At 50.5% G+C, this 17294-nt stretch carries 13 protein-coding genes; 5 read left to right on the plus strand and 8 right to left on the minus strand.

Annotated features, from left to right (window positions below; translation table 11 throughout):
* Positions 1-44: 44 nt before the first annotated feature.
* The 7 genes from ACI48K_RS01660 to ACI48K_RS01690 all read right to left on the minus strand — a co-directional run bounded on the left by ACI48K_RS01660 (position 45) and on the right by ACI48K_RS01690 (position 10884).
* A complete protein-coding gene (locus ACI48K_RS01660) occupies positions 45-1238 on the minus strand; it encodes a sugar ABC transporter permease (RefSeq protein WP_475025823.1) in 1194 nt (397 codons plus the stop codon).
* Between the two features lie 2 nt (positions 1239-1240).
* Positions 1241-2752 carry a xylose ABC transporter ATP-binding protein gene (locus ACI48K_RS01665; RefSeq protein WP_475025824.1) on the minus strand — a complete coding sequence of 504 codons (1512 nt, stop codon included), beginning with the start codon at positions 2750-2752 and terminating at the stop codon, positions 1241-1243.
* A 121-nt stretch (positions 2753-2873) separates the two neighbouring features.
* Positions 2874-3968 carry a D-xylose ABC transporter substrate-binding protein gene (gene xylF / locus ACI48K_RS01670; RefSeq protein ID WP_475025825.1) on the minus strand — a complete coding sequence of 365 codons (1095 nt, stop codon included), beginning with the start codon at positions 3966-3968 and terminating at the stop codon, positions 2874-2876.
* A 200-nt stretch (positions 3969-4168) separates the two neighbouring features.
* Entirely contained in the window at positions 4169-5752 is a 1584-nt protein-coding gene (locus tag ACI48K_RS01675) for a helix-turn-helix domain-containing protein (RefSeq protein ID WP_475025826.1), read from the minus strand.
* Between the two features lie 305 nt (positions 5753-6057).
* Complete coding sequence (locus tag ACI48K_RS01680) at positions 6058-7497, minus strand: sensor histidine kinase (protein WP_475025827.1); 1440 nt, start codon at positions 7495-7497, stop codon at positions 6058-6060.
* Positions 7494-8477: a sugar-binding protein gene (locus ACI48K_RS01685; protein ID WP_475025828.1), complete on the minus strand. Its 984-nt coding sequence runs from the start codon at positions 8475-8477 to the stop codon at positions 7494-7496. The genes ACI48K_RS01680 and ACI48K_RS01685 overlap by 4 nt, the downstream gene beginning before the upstream one ends.
* A 1399-nt stretch (positions 8478-9876) precedes the next feature.
* Positions 9877-10884, minus strand: a complete 1008-nt coding sequence (locus ACI48K_RS01690; protein WP_475025829.1) for a Gfo/Idh/MocA family protein — start codon at positions 10882-10884, stop codon at positions 9877-9879.
* A gap of 189 nt (positions 10885-11073) precedes the next feature.
* Here ACI48K_RS01690 and ACI48K_RS01695 point away from each other — a divergent pair, with 189 nt between their 5' ends.
* Positions 11074-11829: an SGNH/GDSL hydrolase family protein gene (locus ACI48K_RS01695; RefSeq protein WP_475025830.1), complete on the plus strand. Its 756-nt coding sequence runs from the start codon at positions 11074-11076 to the stop codon at positions 11827-11829.
* 76 nt (positions 11830-11905) lie between these two features.
* Here ACI48K_RS01695 and ACI48K_RS01700 read toward each other — a convergent pair whose 3' ends face one another.
* Positions 11906-12412, minus strand: coding sequence for a CYTH domain-containing protein (locus ACI48K_RS01700; protein WP_475025831.1), 507 nt, complete (start codon positions 12410-12412; stop codon positions 11906-11908).
* A 160-nt stretch (positions 12413-12572) separates the two neighbouring features.
* On the opposite strand from ACI48K_RS01700, the gene ACI48K_RS01705 reads away from it, so the two are divergent.
* The 4 genes from ACI48K_RS01705 (at position 12573) to ACI48K_RS01720 (ending at position 17167) form a co-directional block, all read left to right on the plus strand.
* Positions 12573-14351 (plus strand): HAMP domain-containing methyl-accepting chemotaxis protein, encoded by a 1779-nt coding sequence (locus tag ACI48K_RS01705; RefSeq protein ID WP_475025832.1) that lies wholly within the window; start codon positions 12573-12575, stop codon positions 14349-14351.
* Positions 14352-14396: 45 nt separating this feature from the next.
* Positions 14397-15329: an aldo/keto reductase gene (locus tag ACI48K_RS01710; RefSeq protein WP_475025833.1), complete on the plus strand. Its 933-nt coding sequence runs from the start codon at positions 14397-14399 to the stop codon at positions 15327-15329.
* Positions 15330-15922: 593 nt separating this feature from the next.
* Positions 15923-16051: a hypothetical protein gene (locus ACI48K_RS01715; RefSeq protein WP_475025834.1), complete on the plus strand. Its 129-nt coding sequence runs from the start codon at positions 15923-15925 to the stop codon at positions 16049-16051.
* Between the two features lie 180 nt (positions 16052-16231).
* Positions 16232-17167: an S-layer homology domain-containing protein gene (locus ACI48K_RS01720; RefSeq protein WP_475025835.1), complete on the plus strand. Its 936-nt coding sequence runs from the start codon at positions 16232-16234 to the stop codon at positions 17165-17167.
* Positions 17168-17294: the final 127 nt, after the last annotated feature.

Raw genomic sequence — 17294 nt, forward strand, 5'->3', positions numbered from 1 at the left:
GAGCCGTTCCCTCAAATGCCGTCTTTTTACCTAGTAAATTAAATTTATTTTACACCCTTGCGGCGGTTGGAAATGTCGAGCCATACGGCGAAGACGAGAATCGAGCCTTTCACCACGTATTGCCAGAACGATTCCATCCCCATCAGGGACATCCCGTTATCGAGCGAAGTCATAACCAAAGCACCGATCAGCGCTCCGACTACGGTACCCGCACCGCCCATCAGCGAGGTTCCGCCGATAACGCAAGCTGCGATGGCGTCCATTTCAGCCATGTTTCCGGCCGTGATTGTCGCCGAGGCCAGACGGGAAGTCAGGACGATCGAAGCGATGGAAGCCAAGAGACCGCTTAATACGAAGATCATCATCGTTTTGCGTCTTATGTTGATACCGGACAAACGAGCCGCTTCCGCGTTGCCGCCCAAAGCGTAGATATGACGCCCGAACGTCGTTTTGGTGGACAGGAAGAAGAAGATAATCGCGAGCACGATAACGAAAATGATCGGGAAAGGAATCCCTTTGTAGGCGTTCATGATCAGCACGAACGAGATGACCAGCAAGGACAATACGGCTGCTTTGATAATATCCACGCCGATCGGGGATACTTCAAAGCCGTATTTTTGCCGGGAGCGGCGTTTACTGAAGGTAGACCAGACAATAAACGCTACGGCGATCAAACCGAGAACAATGCCAAAGCCTGAAGCAAAGTACGCGTTGCCGAGCATTTCAATGAATGAATCCGATACCGGGATCGTCGTTGATTTGGTGACGCCCATCAAAACGCCGCGGAACACCAGCATGCCGCCCAGCGTGACGATAAAGGCCGGAATCATTTTATAGGCGACAAGCCAGCCTTGAAGGAGACCAAGCACCAAGCCGGCAGCGAGTGTAGCAAGAATGACGACGAAAGCCGGCAGCTCCAGCCAGTTGCTGAAAATCGCGGCGATCCCGCCAGTTAAGCCGACGATGGAACCTACCGAAAGGTCGATATGTCCCGCCACGATAACAAGCACCATCCCGATCGCCAGAATGGAAGTCACGGACATTTGCGTAAACAGGTTAGACAAGTTTCTTGAAGTCAAAAACGTTGGATCCAGGATGCCGAACAACGCCCAGATCAGAATGAGCGCCCCAACCATGGTATAAGCGCGTACGTCCATTTTTCCGAACAGGCTGCTCCAGAGCGACGGTTTTGCTGCTGGGACGTTCTTTTGAGTTTGAAGATCCTTTTGAAGCATCATGTTTATTTCCCTCCCGTTGCGGCTTGCATAATATTTTCTTGTGTCGCTTCTCGCCAATCGAATTCGCGGACGAATTCCCCTTCGCTCATGACCAGAATCCGGTCGCTCATTCCAAGCACCTCAGGTAGTTCCGAAGAAATCATGATAATGGCTACGCCTTGCTCCACCAGCCGGTTCATCAAATGATAGATTTCGTATTTCGCCCCGACGTCGATGCCGCGGGTCGGTTCGTCCATAATCAGAATTTTAGGATCGGACATCAGCCATTTCCCGATAACCACCTTTTGCTGGTTCCCCCCGGAAAGAGTACCGACAAGCGTTTCCAGCGACGCGGTTTTCGTTTTTAAATCCTGCACGTACTGAAGGCCCCATTTGATTTCCTCATTGACGTTGATGACCCCCATTCTGGAGACCTTGCCCATGGTTGCCATCGTGGTGTTGGTCTTGACGTCCATTCCCATTACGAGCCCTTGGCGTTTACGGTCCTCGCTGACCAAAGCAATCCCGGATTTGATGGCGTCCGCAACCGAACGAATGCGCACCGGCTTGCCTTCAATCAGTACCTCGCCGGCCGAACGTCCCTCATACGCCCCGAATATGCTGCTGACAAGCTCGGTGCGTCCCGCTCCCATGAGCCCGGCGATCCCGAGGATCTCACCTTTGCGCAGCGTAAAGTTCACGTCTTTGATGACTTTTTGACTGCGTTTTTCCGGATGCCAAACATTGTAGTTCCGTACTTCCAGTACCGTATCGGACGGAGTATGCTCCGCTCTTGGATACCGCTCCGTCAATTCCCGGCCAACCATGAGAGAAACGACTTGATCGTCGTCGGTTTCCTGGCGATCCAGGGTTTTCACCGTATGTCCGTCCCGCAAAACCGTTATAGAATCGGCTAATGCAAAAACTTCCGGCATCTTATGCGAAATATAAACGCAGGACACTTCTTCGCGGCGAAGCTGGTTTAGGATATCCATCAAGATAGCGACTTCACTTTCCGTGAGAGCGGCTGTCGGTTCGTCCAAAATCAGGATTTTCGTATGCTTGGACAGCGCTTTGGCGATTTCCACCAGCTGCTGCTGCCCGATCCCCAGGCTGCCGATTTTGGTATCGGGAGAAATGTTCAGTCCGACTCTCTTCAGCCAGGTTGAAGCGTTGTGGTACAGTTCATCCCATTGGATGACGCCGTGTTTGGTAGGCTCTGAGCCCAGAAAAATATTTTCGCCGACCGTCATTTCTTTGACGAGCGCCAGCTCCTGATGGATGATGGCAATTCCGGCCTTTTCCGCGTCGGTAATATTTTGAAACTGCTTTTTTTCTCCGCCAATGACAATATCGCCGCTGTAGGTTCCCGCCGGATACAGTCCGCTGAGCACCTTCATGAGCGTGGATTTACCGGCTCCGTTCTCGCCGCAAAGGGCATGAATTTCGCCTTTTTTTACTTTGAAGTTCACGCGGTCAAGAGCCTTGACGCCGGGAAATTCTTTGGTGATGTTATCCATTTCTAACACATGCATAGGCTTAGCTCCCCTTCTGACCCAGTAATTCGGCAGGGCGCGTACCTGCCAACTCATCAAAAACCGTCAAAGTTTCGGATGATTTCACAGATTCTCGCGCCCGGCGCCGATTTGTACTAGTTTATTGCTTTGGCCATTGGTCCTTCGGAACGTTTTTATAAACTTCTTCCAACTTGTGGAATCCGTCTTTGATTACGACATCGAGGCTGTTTTTGTCAACAGGAACCGGATCCAACAGGACGGAAGGAACATCAATCTTGCCGTTGTTTACGGTTTTGTCGGCTTTTACTTCTTCGCCCTTGGCTGCGGATACGGCCATTTCGGCGGCTGTCGTTGCGATCAGGTTGATAGGTTTATATACCGTCATCAGTTGCTTGCCTTCAGCGATCCGTTGCACGCCCGCCAAGTCGGCATCTTGTCCGGAAACCGGAATTTTGCCGTCCATGCCTTGTGCGGTCAACGCCTGGATAACGCCGCCTGCGGTGCCGTCGTTTGCGGCAACTACGCCCTGAATATCATTGTTGTTGGCGGTCAGCGCGTTTTCCATGTTCTTCAGAGCTTCTTCAGGCTTCCAGTCCTTGGAGAACTGATCATATACGATTTTGATATCGCCTTTTTCTTCAAGCGGTTTGAGCACGCTCATTGCGCCGTCTTTGAACATATGCGCGTTGTTGTCGGTGTCTGCTCCGCCGATATATACGATATTGCCTTTCGGCGCTTGTGCGGTAACAGCTTGTGCTTGAAGCTCGCCGACCCGAACGTTGTCAAAAGAGATGTAGTAGTCCACGTCCGCATTGTTGATCAGACGGTCATAAGCAATAACCTTGATGCCTTCTTTGTGCGCCTTTTCGACGATCGGCGCGGTTGCTTCAGCATTGTGGGCTACGACAACAAGCACGTCTACACCTTGGGAGATCAGCTGTTCGGATTGGCTCATTTGCACCGCATCGTCGCCGTTTGCCGCGAGCACTTTCACTTCACCGCCCAGTTCTTCGACTTTTGCCGTAAACAGGTCGCGGTCTTTTTGCCAGCGTTCCTCCTTCAAAGTATCCAGCGACATCCCGATGACGATTTTGTCGTCCTTCGCATTACCGCCGCTTCCGCCGTTTGCCGAGTTTTTGCTGTTTCCGTCAGAGACGACGCCGCATGCTGCCAGGGATGATGCCAACAAAATGGACGCCAAACTTAACCGTAAAATAGACCCATATTTTCTCACTCTTCCTTCGCCCCTTTTCACAGTTTCAATATTGATTGCGCTTACATTTAAGATCTTAGCATCGGAATGGGGCTAGCGGTGCGGTGAATGCCTGCACTTCTTTGCTCTCCGTCTTCACTTGATTGGCCCTGAATTGAAATGAAAGCGGCGTCAATTACTTTCACAGGATTTTTTAGTCCTCAAGCACAAAAAAGTCCTTGTTAAGTTAACAAGGACTTGGTGCCGATTTGCTGGCGGTATTCGCTTGGGGTAATGCCTGTCGCTTTCTTGAAGACTCGGCTGAAATAGTTCGGGTCGTTGTATCCGACCTCGTAGCAAATCTCTTTCAGACTGAGATTCTGCTCCGAGATCAGCTTCTTCGCTTCGTCGATCCTCAGCCTGGTTACGTAATCGATGAAGGTCTCGCCCGTCTGCAGCTTGAACAGCTTGCTGAAATAATAAGGGCTTAGGTTCACATATTCCGCGCTTTGCTCCATCGAAATATCTTCTTTGTATTTCTGGCTGATATACAGCAGCGCCCGCTGAAGCACGCCCGAGCGGCTTTGCTCCTTCTCCTCCATCATACCGTCGATCAAGGTGCTCAGCCACAGCATTGCTTCGCTCCGAAGCGACTCGGCATCCTCTAACGCCCCAAGGGTCGAGATCAGCTCCGCGCCGTCTCCGGACCGGGCTCCGCGGCTCAGGAACAGAAGCAGTCCGACCACTTCCCCGCGCAGGCGTGGGAAATAGCGTGGTTCGCTTTGCTCCAGCCGTTCGAACAGCAGGCTGAACCGCTCGCTTGTTTCCTGCTTGTCATGCCGGAGCAAGGCGTCCAGCAGCTTCTTCTCGTCGTCAAGCGAAATGATCTTCTGGCCGGAGCTTTGCGTGATATCGTCGTAATGCCGCACGCTGACGATATCGTTGTCATCCGCGCAGACGCGCACCGCCTCGCGGTAGGAACGGCTCATTCCGTCCCAACCCTCGCGGATCGATCCGATGCCGACGGAAAGCGGAACCTGGAACCGTTCCTCGATGAAGCTGCGAATCTTCTCACCCCATTCGAGGGAAATGACGCGCTGCGAGTAGCCGGGCTTGCCGGGGGGAAAAGGAATAAAGAGCGCCATCTGATGGCCAACCACCGGGCTGACCAAGCAGGACAAATTGGGTTTTGCCATCTGCTTGACGGCCTCGTAGATTTCTCTTTTGACTAGTTGAAATGTCTCCAGTTCCTTTTTCGAGTGGCGGGAGAAAGAAAGCACCATCGCATATCCTTTTTGCCATTGCAAATTCAGAAGTCCGGCGAGCTGCTCCAGATCCACCTCCTGAACGCACTCCAGCATCAGCATCAGCGACAGCTCGTTTTCGGCCAGAGGCATCAGTTGCGACAGTTTTTCCTGCAGGACCAGTTGATCGTTTCGCGCCCGCTTTTCTTCTTCACATTCGGCAATCAGCATCTTCAGGATGTCCTGTACTTCGTCCCGTCTCGCCGGCTTCAGCAAATACCCGCGCACGCCTAACGCCAGGCCTTCCTTCGCATAAGCAAAATAATCATGGGCGGTAATGATAACGATTTTGGTGGACGGATACCTGGACATGATTTCACGAACGGCCTCCAGGCCCTGAATTCCCGGCATTTTAATATCCATAAAAATGAAGTCCGGCCGTTTCTCTTCGGCGACCTGGATCGCCCGCCGGCCGTTTTCGGCTTGCAGGAACGTGAAGGTGTCAGGCATCATGTGCCGGATCATAAGTTCCAGGCCTTCGCGCTCCAATGCTTCATCGTCCGCAATCAGCAAGCTGTACATGGCTATTCCCCCATCTCTTTAATTGGTTATGCTGCTGAACATCTATAAAAGCTAAATGATGAATTGAAAAGTATAGAGGCAGCCGTGTGAAATGTTCCTTCGATCGCTGTTGTTCACGGATTTCTTTGATTTATTAAATTCAGATGGAGTAGAAATCCGTTCACAAAGGCGACCACTGCCGTTTCTGCCGGAACATCTCACACTTTTGCCATGCTACTTTTCTTTTTATAATTTATGAAGATTCAGGAAGCGTAGAAATTCGTTCACAAGGACGACCCAGATGTCTCCTTTCAGTTCGCATACGCCTACGGAGCCGTCGTCATAAACGGCAGCCTGAACAAAACCGTCGTTCCCGCTCCCTCCGTGCTGTCGATAGCGATGTCCTGTTTCCCGTCAAAAAACAAATGCAGTCTCTTGAATACGTTATGCGTTCCAAGCCCGGTCGATTTGCGTTTGGCGCCGCCAATGCGCGGCGTGTCCTCCCGGATGGACTTCAGCAGCATTTCCACCGTTTCTTTGCTCATGCCAACGCCGTTATCCCTGATTTCGATTTCAACCGAATCCTCATGATATCCGATGCCCAGCTTCAGGATGGCACCTTCCTCCATATGCTCGATCCCGTGCACAAAGGCGTTTTCGAGAATCGGCTGCAGCGTCAGGCACGGAATCAAGCTGTCGAGCGCCCGGTCGTCGATGTCCATGACGAATTCAATCCGGTCGCGGAACCGCGCTTTCTGGATATTGATATATTCGGTGACATGCTCAACCTCTTCGCGAAGCGGCACCGCCTGATCAAGCTTTTGCAGATTGTATCTGAGCAGGCGCGACACGGATACGGCCAGATCGCTTGTCTTTGAAGCCCCTTCAATATAAGCCAGCTTGGAAATGGAATTGAGCGTATTAAACAGAAAATGAGGATTGATTTGACTCTGCAGCGCTTTCAATTCCAGCTCTTTTACAAGCCGATCCTTTTCCAGGCTTTTAATGTTCTCCGCCATCAATCTCTGAATATTGTCGATCATCCCGTTAAAAGCTCGGCACAGGATGCTGATCTCATCGTTTTTATCGCTTTCAGGCGCCTTCGTGTCCATACGTCCTTTGGAAATCTGCTTGGCCGTCGAGACGAGCCGGCGAATCGGTTCGATAATGCTGCTCGACAGCCACATGGCCAGCATAATGCTGAGCGCCGCAACCGTGACCACCATTAAAATCCCGTACTTGTTCAATTTGTCCGTCGTAAACATCATTTCCTGATAGATCGGTTTGTATTGCTCGAGCTCGATGTCCACCAGTTCCTGGGCTTCCTCGCGGATGAAACGCTCCGTCTGCTCCGCTTCAATATATTCCCCGGCTATGGTGTTGTAGTCCTGATATTCGATTTGGGCGATCATCCCTTCCGCCTGCTCCAGAAAGGTATCGATGATGTTGCGGTAATTCACGAGCGGCAGATCGCTGTTGCCAATGGTCTCCAGACCATCCAGCTCTTTGCGGAGCTGCTTGACCGCATCCAGATGCTGCACGACTCCCGGCAGACTGTCCGTGTCCATTTGCATAATATAGCGGTTCAAGGACTGCATGTTAAGTCCGACCTCATTGGATACTTCCTTATAGAGCAAAATCCGGTTCATCATCAGGTGGTAGCTTTCCTGCACATTTTTGCTGCTTTCGAACAGGAAAAAGGAAACCGAGCTCATGAGGAGCACCAGCAGCGGAATAAAAATAAACAGCTTTCTGCGGATCGTCACAGGCTTCCTCCTTCCGACGCGTTGCTTTTGTCGAGTACTTTTACGTCGGTAAAATAGTCGGAATGCAGCTGTTGACCTTGGAAATGCTCATGCAGCAGCTGCACGGCCATTTGGCCCATCAGAAAAGGCTGCTGCGCCACGCTCGCTTCAATCTGTCCCCGGCTGATCGCATCAAGCGTCTCCTTCTGGTTATCGAAGCCGATAATTTTGACGGTATCCCGCTTCAAGCTTTGCGCCGCCTGCAACACGCCCATGGCGTCCGTCGCGCTTGTGCCGACCATAATGCTGATATCGGGATGTCTCATCAGCATATTGGCCGCCTGCTGAATCGCCTGCATATGCGAAATGTTCGAGCTGCGCACCTCGACGACTTCCAGACCTTTATAATCCGCAACGATCTTCTTGAGCCCATCCAGTCGCTGAAGCTGGCTTTCGGCCTGATCGCTGCCGATAATAACGCCGATTTTGCCTACGCCGCCGGTCGTCTCAACGATCAGCCGGCCCAAACGTTCACCGGCCGCCTCGTTATTCGTGCCCACATAAGCCAGCCGCTTGCTGCCGGGAGCGTCCGTATCGATGGTGATGACCGGAATGCCGCGTTTGACGGCTTTATCGATCACCGGCGTAAAATTCTCTTCATTTAAGCCCTGAACGATAATCGCATCCACCCGCGCGGCGATCGCTTTTTCCAGCAAGCTGAGCTGTTCGTCCATATTGTTGCGGATCGCCCCGGCAAATTCGATATCGATGCCGTATTTTTGGGCAGCCTCCTCCGCTCCCTTTTCCACTCTGACCCAATACGGGTTGTAACGCTCCTGTTCGATGAGCACGATATGGTAACGGTGATCCCCATTTCCGGGATGTCCCTGCAATTCTTTCACGATACTGCCCATTTTGCTGGAATGATGCACAAAGCTGATAAACAAATAGGTCAGTAAAACAAATAAGACCGCTACGCCGGCCAGCCACTTTTTATCCATGCTCCCTCACCTCATTCCTTATCCTACCCTAGACATGAAAACGGTTGCAATAAGAAAATTGGACCAGCCCGGTTATTTCAATAAAGTCATTCAAAATTTGACACATTTGTTCCGAGTATAACCCGATAGAAGAAATCAGCTTTAGAAAAGGGAGACACCGCGCTTTTGTGCCGATCCGGTTCCTGAACGGGTTTGCGGGAACTCAAGTTGCCTGGAACGCCGCAGCCAAACAGATCGACATTGGCAAAGACGAAACGCATCTGGTGCTGAAATACGAGTAACGTAATTCCATACCATAGCCCTGTCCTGCAAGACCCTGCAGCCGCTGCCGCTTGTATGCCCGCTCAAGCCGGGAGACTCGATCTGGCCGCGAAATGTTGCAGTTCATTGCAGGCGTGTTGATTAACCAATATTAGGGAACGAGATTCCGCTCAACAAATACGATTTCCACTCAACAGATAATTCCTGCACCTTAACAAGCGGTCAAATTGGGGAAGCAACAACGGAGCGGGAACGTGAACCCCTGAGTTCCCCAGTTCAAACCAAAACTTAAGCAACATCTACGAGCAAGGCAAGGCCGTATACAACTGGCGTACACCACATTAGGCTTTGTCCCAAACAGTTTAGTGACATTCAGATGCTGTTTGATCCCGCATAAAAGCACTTCATTTTGCTATCGGGTCTTGTAAATAATCTCCGGGCTTTGAACCCGTTCATCGTGTCTCGATCGTGTCGCTGGAAGACTTGAAAGGCTGGGGGGGGCTGGAAAGGCTGGAGAGCTGGAAGTTAAAAAAACTGCAAAAATACATCTTTTTCTTCTCACAACGCCGATATGACTACAATTCCTGCAAAAGTACATCTTTTCACGCCATATTCGCTTGCATTGGTGCCTGTACCCGCTAATTTCCTGTACTTTTGCAGGTTTTCTATCAAATTGCCCATTTCACCGAAAATACCTGTATTTATGCAGGAATTGAACGGGGACTCTGCCGCTTGGCTCGCTGTCGTTTATTGGCTCACGGGAGAATACCGTTTGCAAAACAATGGATCGTTTCGGATGTTTGCAGGGGTACAAACACTTTACCGAATCGGCATCCTTTTTTCTACTTTTTTTGGGCTAATCAACACGCCTGCAGTTCATGCAATATTGGGAACGGTACGTCAAGTGATAAGGCTGAAATGTTGCAGTTCTTACATTAGTTCTGACCGCATCGTCCATTTCGAAGCCGTTTTGCCGCCAACATGTTGCAATTTTTACAACAAATCGGTCTTCAATCGCCCAGATGGACAAAATTATTGCATATTATGCAGCATTTGCCTATAGCAATCCAATTTTCGAACCGTAAACACAAAAAAACCGGAGCCTGGTTGGGCCGGTTTTTCCGCTATATTCGTATATTTATTGCTCCGTCATCTTATCGTCCGCCGGGAAGCGAAGCCCGAACTGACTTCTCGCTTCCTCCATGATCTCGGAGACGATCAGCGAATTTTCGAGCGAATTAATGGCGCTCTCCCGCTGGCCGCTGCGAATCAGCTCAATAAACTCCAAAGCCTCGTAATACATCGACTCTTGAGGCTGCGATCGCGTGATATCTTCAACCGAACCGTCGCGATAATAAATTTTGACCTCGTAAGGCTGGTTGACTTTATCGATGACCATCGTGCCATTCTCCCCTTGAATTTCCATGGGAAGATAGGAATCGGCGATTTTGGAATGCATGATCACGGCGTCCAAATCTTTATAATTGATAAGAAGGCTGCCTTCCCCATCGACGCCCGAGGACAGCATAACGCCGGAGGCTTTGACCGATTCGGGCTTGCCGAACAGCGTAACCAACGGATAAATGCAATAAATCCCCAGGTCCATCAAGGAACCGTTCGAGAAAATAGGATTAAACGCGTTCAGCACCTTTCCCTGCTTGAATGCGTCAAAGCGCGATGAGTATTGGCAGTAACTTGCAAAATAACGCCGTACCCGGCCTATTTTATAGAGATTGTCCCGAACGCTGCGGAAATTGGGCATCAATGTGGACTTCAGCGCCTCCATCAGCACCACATCATTGCGCCTGGCCGTTTCAATCATCAGCTTGAGCTCGGCGGCGTTCGAGGCCATCGGTTTCTCGCACAGCACATGCTTGCCGCGATTCATCATTTGTATGGCCTGCTCGGCATGAAATGAGTTCGGACTGGCGATATACACCGCCTCAATGTCGTCGCTGGAAGCCAAAGCCTCAAGATCAGAATACACTTTCGCTTCCCCGAATTTGGCGGCAAACTCCTTGCCCTTGTCCTCCGCTCTGGAATATACCGCTTTCAGTTCAAATTGCTCCGTTTCCAGCGCAGCTTGAATAAATCGTTCCGTAATCCAATTCGTCCCAATGGTGCCGAACCGTATGGTCACAGTCATTACATCCCCCTTAAGTATGAATGATCTACATGTATTCTCTCACTCTTGCCCGCTGTTTGTCCACCTTCCTGGCCTCCCTGCCAAAATTGCTTCCATTTCAGGATCAGGCTTACTTGCGCATTCCGGGATAACTAAACTACAATAAGATTAATAAGACCAGCCGGGCAAAGGTTGGAATGGGGTGAGATTGTGAGCGAGGAAATCAAAGGCTTGTCGATCGGCGATATCAAGTACATTGTCACTGGCGACTCCATTTCCAAAGGCGTGATTTACGATGAGGACAAGAGCAAATACGTCGTATTGGAAGACAACTATGTGTCTCTTCTTCAGAACAAGCTGAAGGGAGCGGTGCGTAACACCGCCAGATTCGGGAACACTTTGATCAAGGGACTTGGCAACCTCAAGAAGGATGTTCTTAAAGAGAAGCCAAATATCGTACTGATCGAATACGGCGGCAACGATTGCGATTTCCATTGGAACGAAATTGCTGACAATCCCGACGCGGAACACAGCCCGAAAACCGATTTTAACATGTTTGAAAAAATGCTGACGGAAACGATCCATTATTTGAAAAGCCAGCAAATCATCCCGATCTTAATGAGTCTCCCCCCTTTAAATGCCGACAAATATTTCAAGTGGGTGAGTAAAAATGATCCGGAAGCCGAAAAAAACATACTTAAATGGCTTGGCAGCGTTACGAAAATCTATTGGTGGCAGGAAAGGTACAATTCCACCATCATCAAAGTGTCCGAGCTGACCAAAACGAAATATATCGATGTTCGGGGAGCTTTTCTGGAGCATCCGGATTTCACGAAATTTCTATGTTCGGACGGCATCCATCCAAATCAGGACGGACATCGGATCATTTGCGACAAAGTGCTTGAGTTTATTCGGAACAACTACAAGTTTTTGCTTCGCGAAGGAAGCGGACTTGCGTTTGAATAACGAGAGCCCCGGGATCATTGTCATTTATCCCGCGGTTCTCGCGGTTAAATCAACATTCACAGAAAAAAACGGGAGCCTAGGCTTCCGTTTTTTTCTGCTGCAGCTCTCGCCACACTTTTTTGTTGGAGTATTGTTTATCGGTGCTGATATCCCGTCCAAACCATGCCGGAGGTCGAAATTCGGTTGCCTCCTGCTCGGAATCAAATTCAACCTCCACAACGATAAGATCCAACTGATCGTAACAGTCGATTTCGACGACCGTCCTTTCCCACTCTGCGGTAATCCGCCGCTTTTTCAAAGGAACCGCGTCATGAATTGAAGTGATTTGCTCATAGATCCCTTGAGAGATGGAAACTTCCACTTCTTCACGGGACAAACCGAAGCCTCTCTTAAACGTATGGGTGTATTCAACTTTCCCCGTATGCAGATCTTCGATTTTGCGCACCCGCAATTCCTGTTCCTCATGGAGCGCCAAATAAGTTTGATCGATTGCCTGCTCCGTCCGCAGGATCAGCTTCCCCTCCTCGACCATTTGCGCCGGAAATTCTTCAAGCAAAAATTTGCGTTCAATTTCGAGTCCCATGAAACTAAGCCCCCTCCTAGTTGCTCATTTCGTTCTTCAACGCCTCTGAACCCATGCATTTCAGCAAACTTTCAGCCGGTTTTCATATGAAGTTAAGCCCAGCCTTCTACACTGGCTATGTAATCACATTATACAAACCAACGCAAAGGGGGACAATCCATTGAGATTTGTTCGGAACATGAAAATTGCACCCAAAATCCGCTTGCTGTCCATCAGCTTTTTCATTTTTTTATTGCTGATCGGCCTGGTTGGGATGATAGAAATCTCCGATGTGTACGGCAAAGTTAAAGAATTAAACAACTCCAGGCTGATTCCGATCGTGAAGCTGGAAAAAATCGAGTCCGATATGGAATCGACGCGAACCCTGGCCAACTCCTATTTGGACGCCGGAGATGACACGGAGCGCGCCTCGATCAGAGGAAAAATAACCGCGCTTCAGTCCTCGATCAGCCAGGGACTGAGCGAATACAAGGATACGGACGAGGTGAAAAACGTTCTGCCTAAGTACGATACATATAACGCTGCCATGAAAACTTTTCTGGACGGCTTTAGTCATGGAATCGCAGGTCCGGCGGATGGCGATGCGAGCCCGGCAGGGCAGGCCGGCGTTGATGCTGCCGCCAACATATCCGGCGGAACCGCTCTCCAAGGCGGAGCGCCAACGGAGATCTCAGCCCTGGATGAGGCCAAAACCGGACTGACTCACGCGATGGACGAGTGGATCAATGAGCATATCAATTTAGCGGAACAAACCTACGAAAACAGCCAAGTCGTTTATCGAACTACCCTGATCACTTTGCTGGCACTGCTGATCGTATGCGCCGTGATTACTGTGATTCTATCCGTTCTCATCGCCCGCGCGGTCGTTGTTCCGGTCACGAACGTGACGTCGAGGTTAAAGGAAATTGCCGAGAGCAACGGGGATTTGACCGGAAGAATCGGTTACCACAGCAAGGACGAGCTCGGCGAGCTGAGCCGAAGTTTTGACGCCTTTGTCGGCAAGCTGCAGGGGATGATTTCGGGAATGATCGACTCCGCAGGGATGATTTTCTCTTCCAGCGAGCTGCTAAGCCGGGCCACCGGCACTTCAACGGCCGCTTTGGAAGAAATTTCGGCCACCGTTGAGGAAATCGTCTCCGGCACCTCGGAAAATGCGGCCGTCGCCGAAGAAACGACGGCAAGCCTGGCGGAAATGGCGAAATTCTCGGCCCATACCGCCGAGACCAGCAAAAAAACGGCTGAAACCAGCATGCAGTTGAAGCAAGCAGCCGGAGACGGAGCCGCCAAAATCACCGAAATCACCGCTTCGATTACGGCTATTGAGGCCTCTACCGGACTTGTTGCCGCAACGATCGACGGGCTCAACCACTCCTCGAAACAAATCGGCGATATTACAGCTATGATCTCCGGCGTCGCCGCCCAAACCAATCTGCTGGCTCTAAACGCCGCCATTGAAGCAGCCCGGGCGGGCGATGCCGGGAAAGGTTTCTCCGTGGTGGCGGACGAAATCAGAAAGCTGGCGGACGAGAGCGATATCGCCGCTCGGCAAATCGCCGCGCTTGTGTCCGACAATCGGCTAAAAGCCGCCACGGCCGTCGAATCGGCAAACGAAGTCGCGGACAAAGTGCAGCAAGGCGTCCGGAAAGCGGTTGAAGCCGGAAACAGCATCGGTTACGTTCTAAGCAGCATTCAGGAAATCGTCGGCCAAATCGCCCGGATCGATTTCGATAATGAACAGCAAGCCAAGAGCACGGAGGAAATGGAAAAAGCGATCGAAAACATCGCCGCTTCAACCGGCGACATCGCAAACGGAACGGAGTCGATCAATGCAAGCATTCAGGAGCAGCTCGGCACTATGACCGAAATCGACGACACTGCGGACAAGCTGGCGCGAATGGCCAAGCAATTGAATGAAATGACCTCCGGGTTCACCGTCTGATATAATTAATAAAGAATCTCTCAACCTTAAAGGAGTGAATGAAACATGGTGGCAAAAGTCAGACTCGGCCAAACCGAACTGTACGTGAATCCGATAGGGCTCGGTACAAATGCCGTCGGCGGACATAATATTTATCCGAACCTGAGCGAAGAAACCGGCAAGCAGGTTGTCCGTACCGCCCTTGAGAACGGAATCAATTTCCTTGATACAGCGTTCTATTACGGCCCGGAACGCTCCGAGCAATTGATTGGCGAGGTGCTGAAAGAGCGCGGCAGCCGCGACGATGTCGTCATCGCCACCAAAGGGGCGCACAAATTCGTGGACGGCAAAGTGGTCTTCGACAACTCCCCCGCTTTTTTGCGGCAAGCGGTCGAAAGCAGCCTGAACCGGCTGCAAACGGATTACATCGATCTGTTTTATATTCATTTTCCGGATGAGACTACGCCTAAGAATGAAGCGGTAGGGGAACTGAAAAAACTTAAGGACGAAGGTAAAATTCGCGCCATCGGCGTGTCCAACTTCTCGATCGAGCAGATGCGGGAGGGCAATAAGGACGGATATATCGATGTTTTGCAGTCCGAATACAACCTGTTCAAACGCGATGCGGAGAAAGAGCTTCTGCCCTATGTGAAAGAACACGGCATCTCTTTTGTGCCCTATTTCCCGCTTGCGGCAGGCCTCTTGGGCGGCAAATACACCAAAGACGCAACATTTGCGGACGGCCGGTCCAGAAATCCGCTGTTCCAGGGCGAGCTGTTTATCAGCAATTTGCAAAAAGTCGAGCAGGTACGCAAAATCGCGGACGCCAAAAATACCGAAGTCGCCTATGTCGTACTGGCTTGGTATTTAACGCGCGATTCGATCGATGCGCTCATTCCGGGAGCCAAAAAGCCGGAGCAGGTGCTGGACAACCTAAACACGTTAAAGATGTCGCTGACTCCTGAAGAAATCGCTGAGATCGACCGGATTTTCCGGTAATCGCATAAATAGTTACAGTCAACTTGCGGCCAAGCAGAAAAGGCGCTTAGGGGAAAACTCCCAGGGGCGCTTTTTTGGCTGTTTTAAGATTGGCGGACAAACCTGATTTTTACTCAATACAGATTACTCAGTGCAGGTTGGTTTGACTCGGGAAGCGCCAGAAAGCACAGAAATCCGTGAAACCCTGCTCCTTCTTCCGCATAGATACCTGTAGCTGGCGGTTCCCCCACCAAAACGAAGCCCGTTGAACACACTCACTCCATATAGACTGTAAATGTTGTATTTCATACAACAATTGAGGGCTTAAACCGGGTTAAAGGACTAAAATGTTGTACTACGTGCAATAATTCCCAGACTTTTCGTCACTCTAAGCCGATTTGCCGCTAATATGTTGCACTTTTTACAACATTAGTGGCTGTTACCGTACGGTACGTCCAAAATGTTGTACTTTGTGCAGCATTTTGCGTTGAAAATAGGCAGTGTAGTAAGGCAGTGAAACAGCAGGTTTATCGCATCACCGAATCATTTCGCGGGAAAAATAAGGATAAAGTGAAACATTTTGGCCCGAAGCTGCGTCAGAAGGTCAAAGAAAAATGAAATTTGCGCATAAGGAGGGATTTGATAAGCGCCATGCGGCAATAAGCGCGAATGCGAAGGGAACGCTGATCGAAGGCTTGAAAGCACCCGTTGAAGTGCAGAGAGCGCTGATCGAAGGCTTGTAACGCCCGTTATTGAAGCGCAGGACAAAGTGCTGATGCCACCGCGCATCGACTGCTCTTGGCCAATTGACCGCGAGTTCTCATATCGTTTGTTTACAACAAGCCCCCGCTCAAATGAGCAAAATGAATGGGCAGCATGAGATGACTTCAATCGAATTAATTCAACATTCAGGAGGTATATGCATGAAACCAAACAATCCGTTATCCAAATTCCCCAAGCTGACGCTGTTGATGATCGTTGTGTTCAGCTTGATGTTCGGCGGAACCGCATCCGCTTTCAAAGATGTAAAAGGAGACCCCGAAGAAAAGTCGATCCAGCATCTGGAGAAGAAAGGCTTGTTTAATGGCGATGCCAAAGGTTTGTTCAACCCCTGGCAAAAGCTGGACAGCGCCTCGGCCGTATCCTTGATCGTCAAAGCGCTGGATCTGAACTTCGATACGATCCGCTTTATCAAAGCGCCGGAAGCAAGCGACTACTACACCAAGGTAAAAGACAACGTTTGGTACTCCCAAGCCTTTATCATCGCCAATTACTACGGCCTCGACATTCCGAAGGATATTAATCCTTCCGCCAAAGTGACGCGCGAGCAGTTCAGCCACTGGTTGTTCAAAGGCCTCGGCAACAAAGGCGACTTCGTCTGGACGATGATGTACGCTGAGTTCAAGGACAGCAAAGCCGTTAACTCGTCATATATGGACAGCATCCAAAAGCTGCTGAACAGCGGCATCGCCAAGCTGGACAAAAACGGGAACTTCCGTCCGACACAGCTTATCACCCGCAGCGAAGCGGCGGGAATGATCGACCGTACGCTGGATTTCATCAAGAGCCACACGCCGCCGGTCACCGATCCTACGCCGGGCGATATGTACTCCGCCAAGCTGAAGAGCGAAGTTGTTTCCGGCGACATCTATAAGGTAATCGTGTCGGCTACCGTACCCCACCCGGGATACGGCATTGAAATCTCCAGCATCTCTTTTAAAGACGGCAAAGCGCTTGTGAATTACCGCATTGTCGCACCCGACCCGAATCAATTTTATCCGCAAGTTATTTCGGACGTAACGGCAACGACCTATGTTCCGACAAGCTACCAACCGGTATTAGGCGCCCAAGACAAGTAAGCGGGGTTCCCCCAACCCCTCTCCCGTCCCGCGCGTCTCTCCTTACCGATAAAAAAGGCTGCTTCTATTCGTCAAAGCGACGATAGAGCAGCCTTTGGTTTTTTTATGAACGCCAAGCCGGTTCCAA

Source organism: Paenibacillus terrisolis (assembly GCF_056171975.1).

Excerpts from the sequence above, each read along its gene's own strand:
- ACI48K_RS01660 (WP_475025823.1), bottom strand. The coding sequence starts at position 1,238 with ATGATGCTTCAAAAGGATCTTCAAACTCAAAAGAACGTCCCAGCAGCA.
- ACI48K_RS01665 (WP_475025824.1), bottom strand. The coding sequence starts at position 2,752 with ATGCATGTGTTAGAAATGGATAACATCACCAAAGAATTTCCCGGCGTC.
- ACI48K_RS01675 (WP_475025826.1), bottom strand. The coding sequence starts at position 5,752 with ATGTACAGCTTGCTGATTGCGGACGATGAAGCATTGGAGCGCGAAGGC.
- ACI48K_RS01685 (WP_475025828.1), bottom strand. The coding sequence starts at position 8,477 with ATGGATAAAAAGTGGCTGGCCGGCGTAGCGGTCTTATTTGTTTTACTG.
- ACI48K_RS01690 (WP_475025829.1), bottom strand. The coding sequence starts at position 10,884 with ATGACTGTGACCATACGGTTCGGCACCATTGGGACGAATTGGATTACG.
- ACI48K_RS01700 (WP_475025831.1), bottom strand. The coding sequence starts at position 12,412 with ATGGGACTCGAAATTGAACGCAAATTTTTGCTTGAAGAATTTCCGGCG.
- ACI48K_RS01710 (WP_475025833.1), top strand. The coding sequence starts at position 14,397 with ATGGTGGCAAAAGTCAGACTCGGCCAAACCGAACTGTACGTGAATCCG.
- ACI48K_RS01715 (WP_475025834.1), top strand. The coding sequence starts at position 15,923 with ATGAAATTTGCGCATAAGGAGGGATTTGATAAGCGCCATGCGGCAATA.
- ACI48K_RS01720 (WP_475025835.1), top strand. The coding sequence starts at position 16,232 with ATGAAACCAAACAATCCGTTATCCAAATTCCCCAAGCTGACGCTGTTG.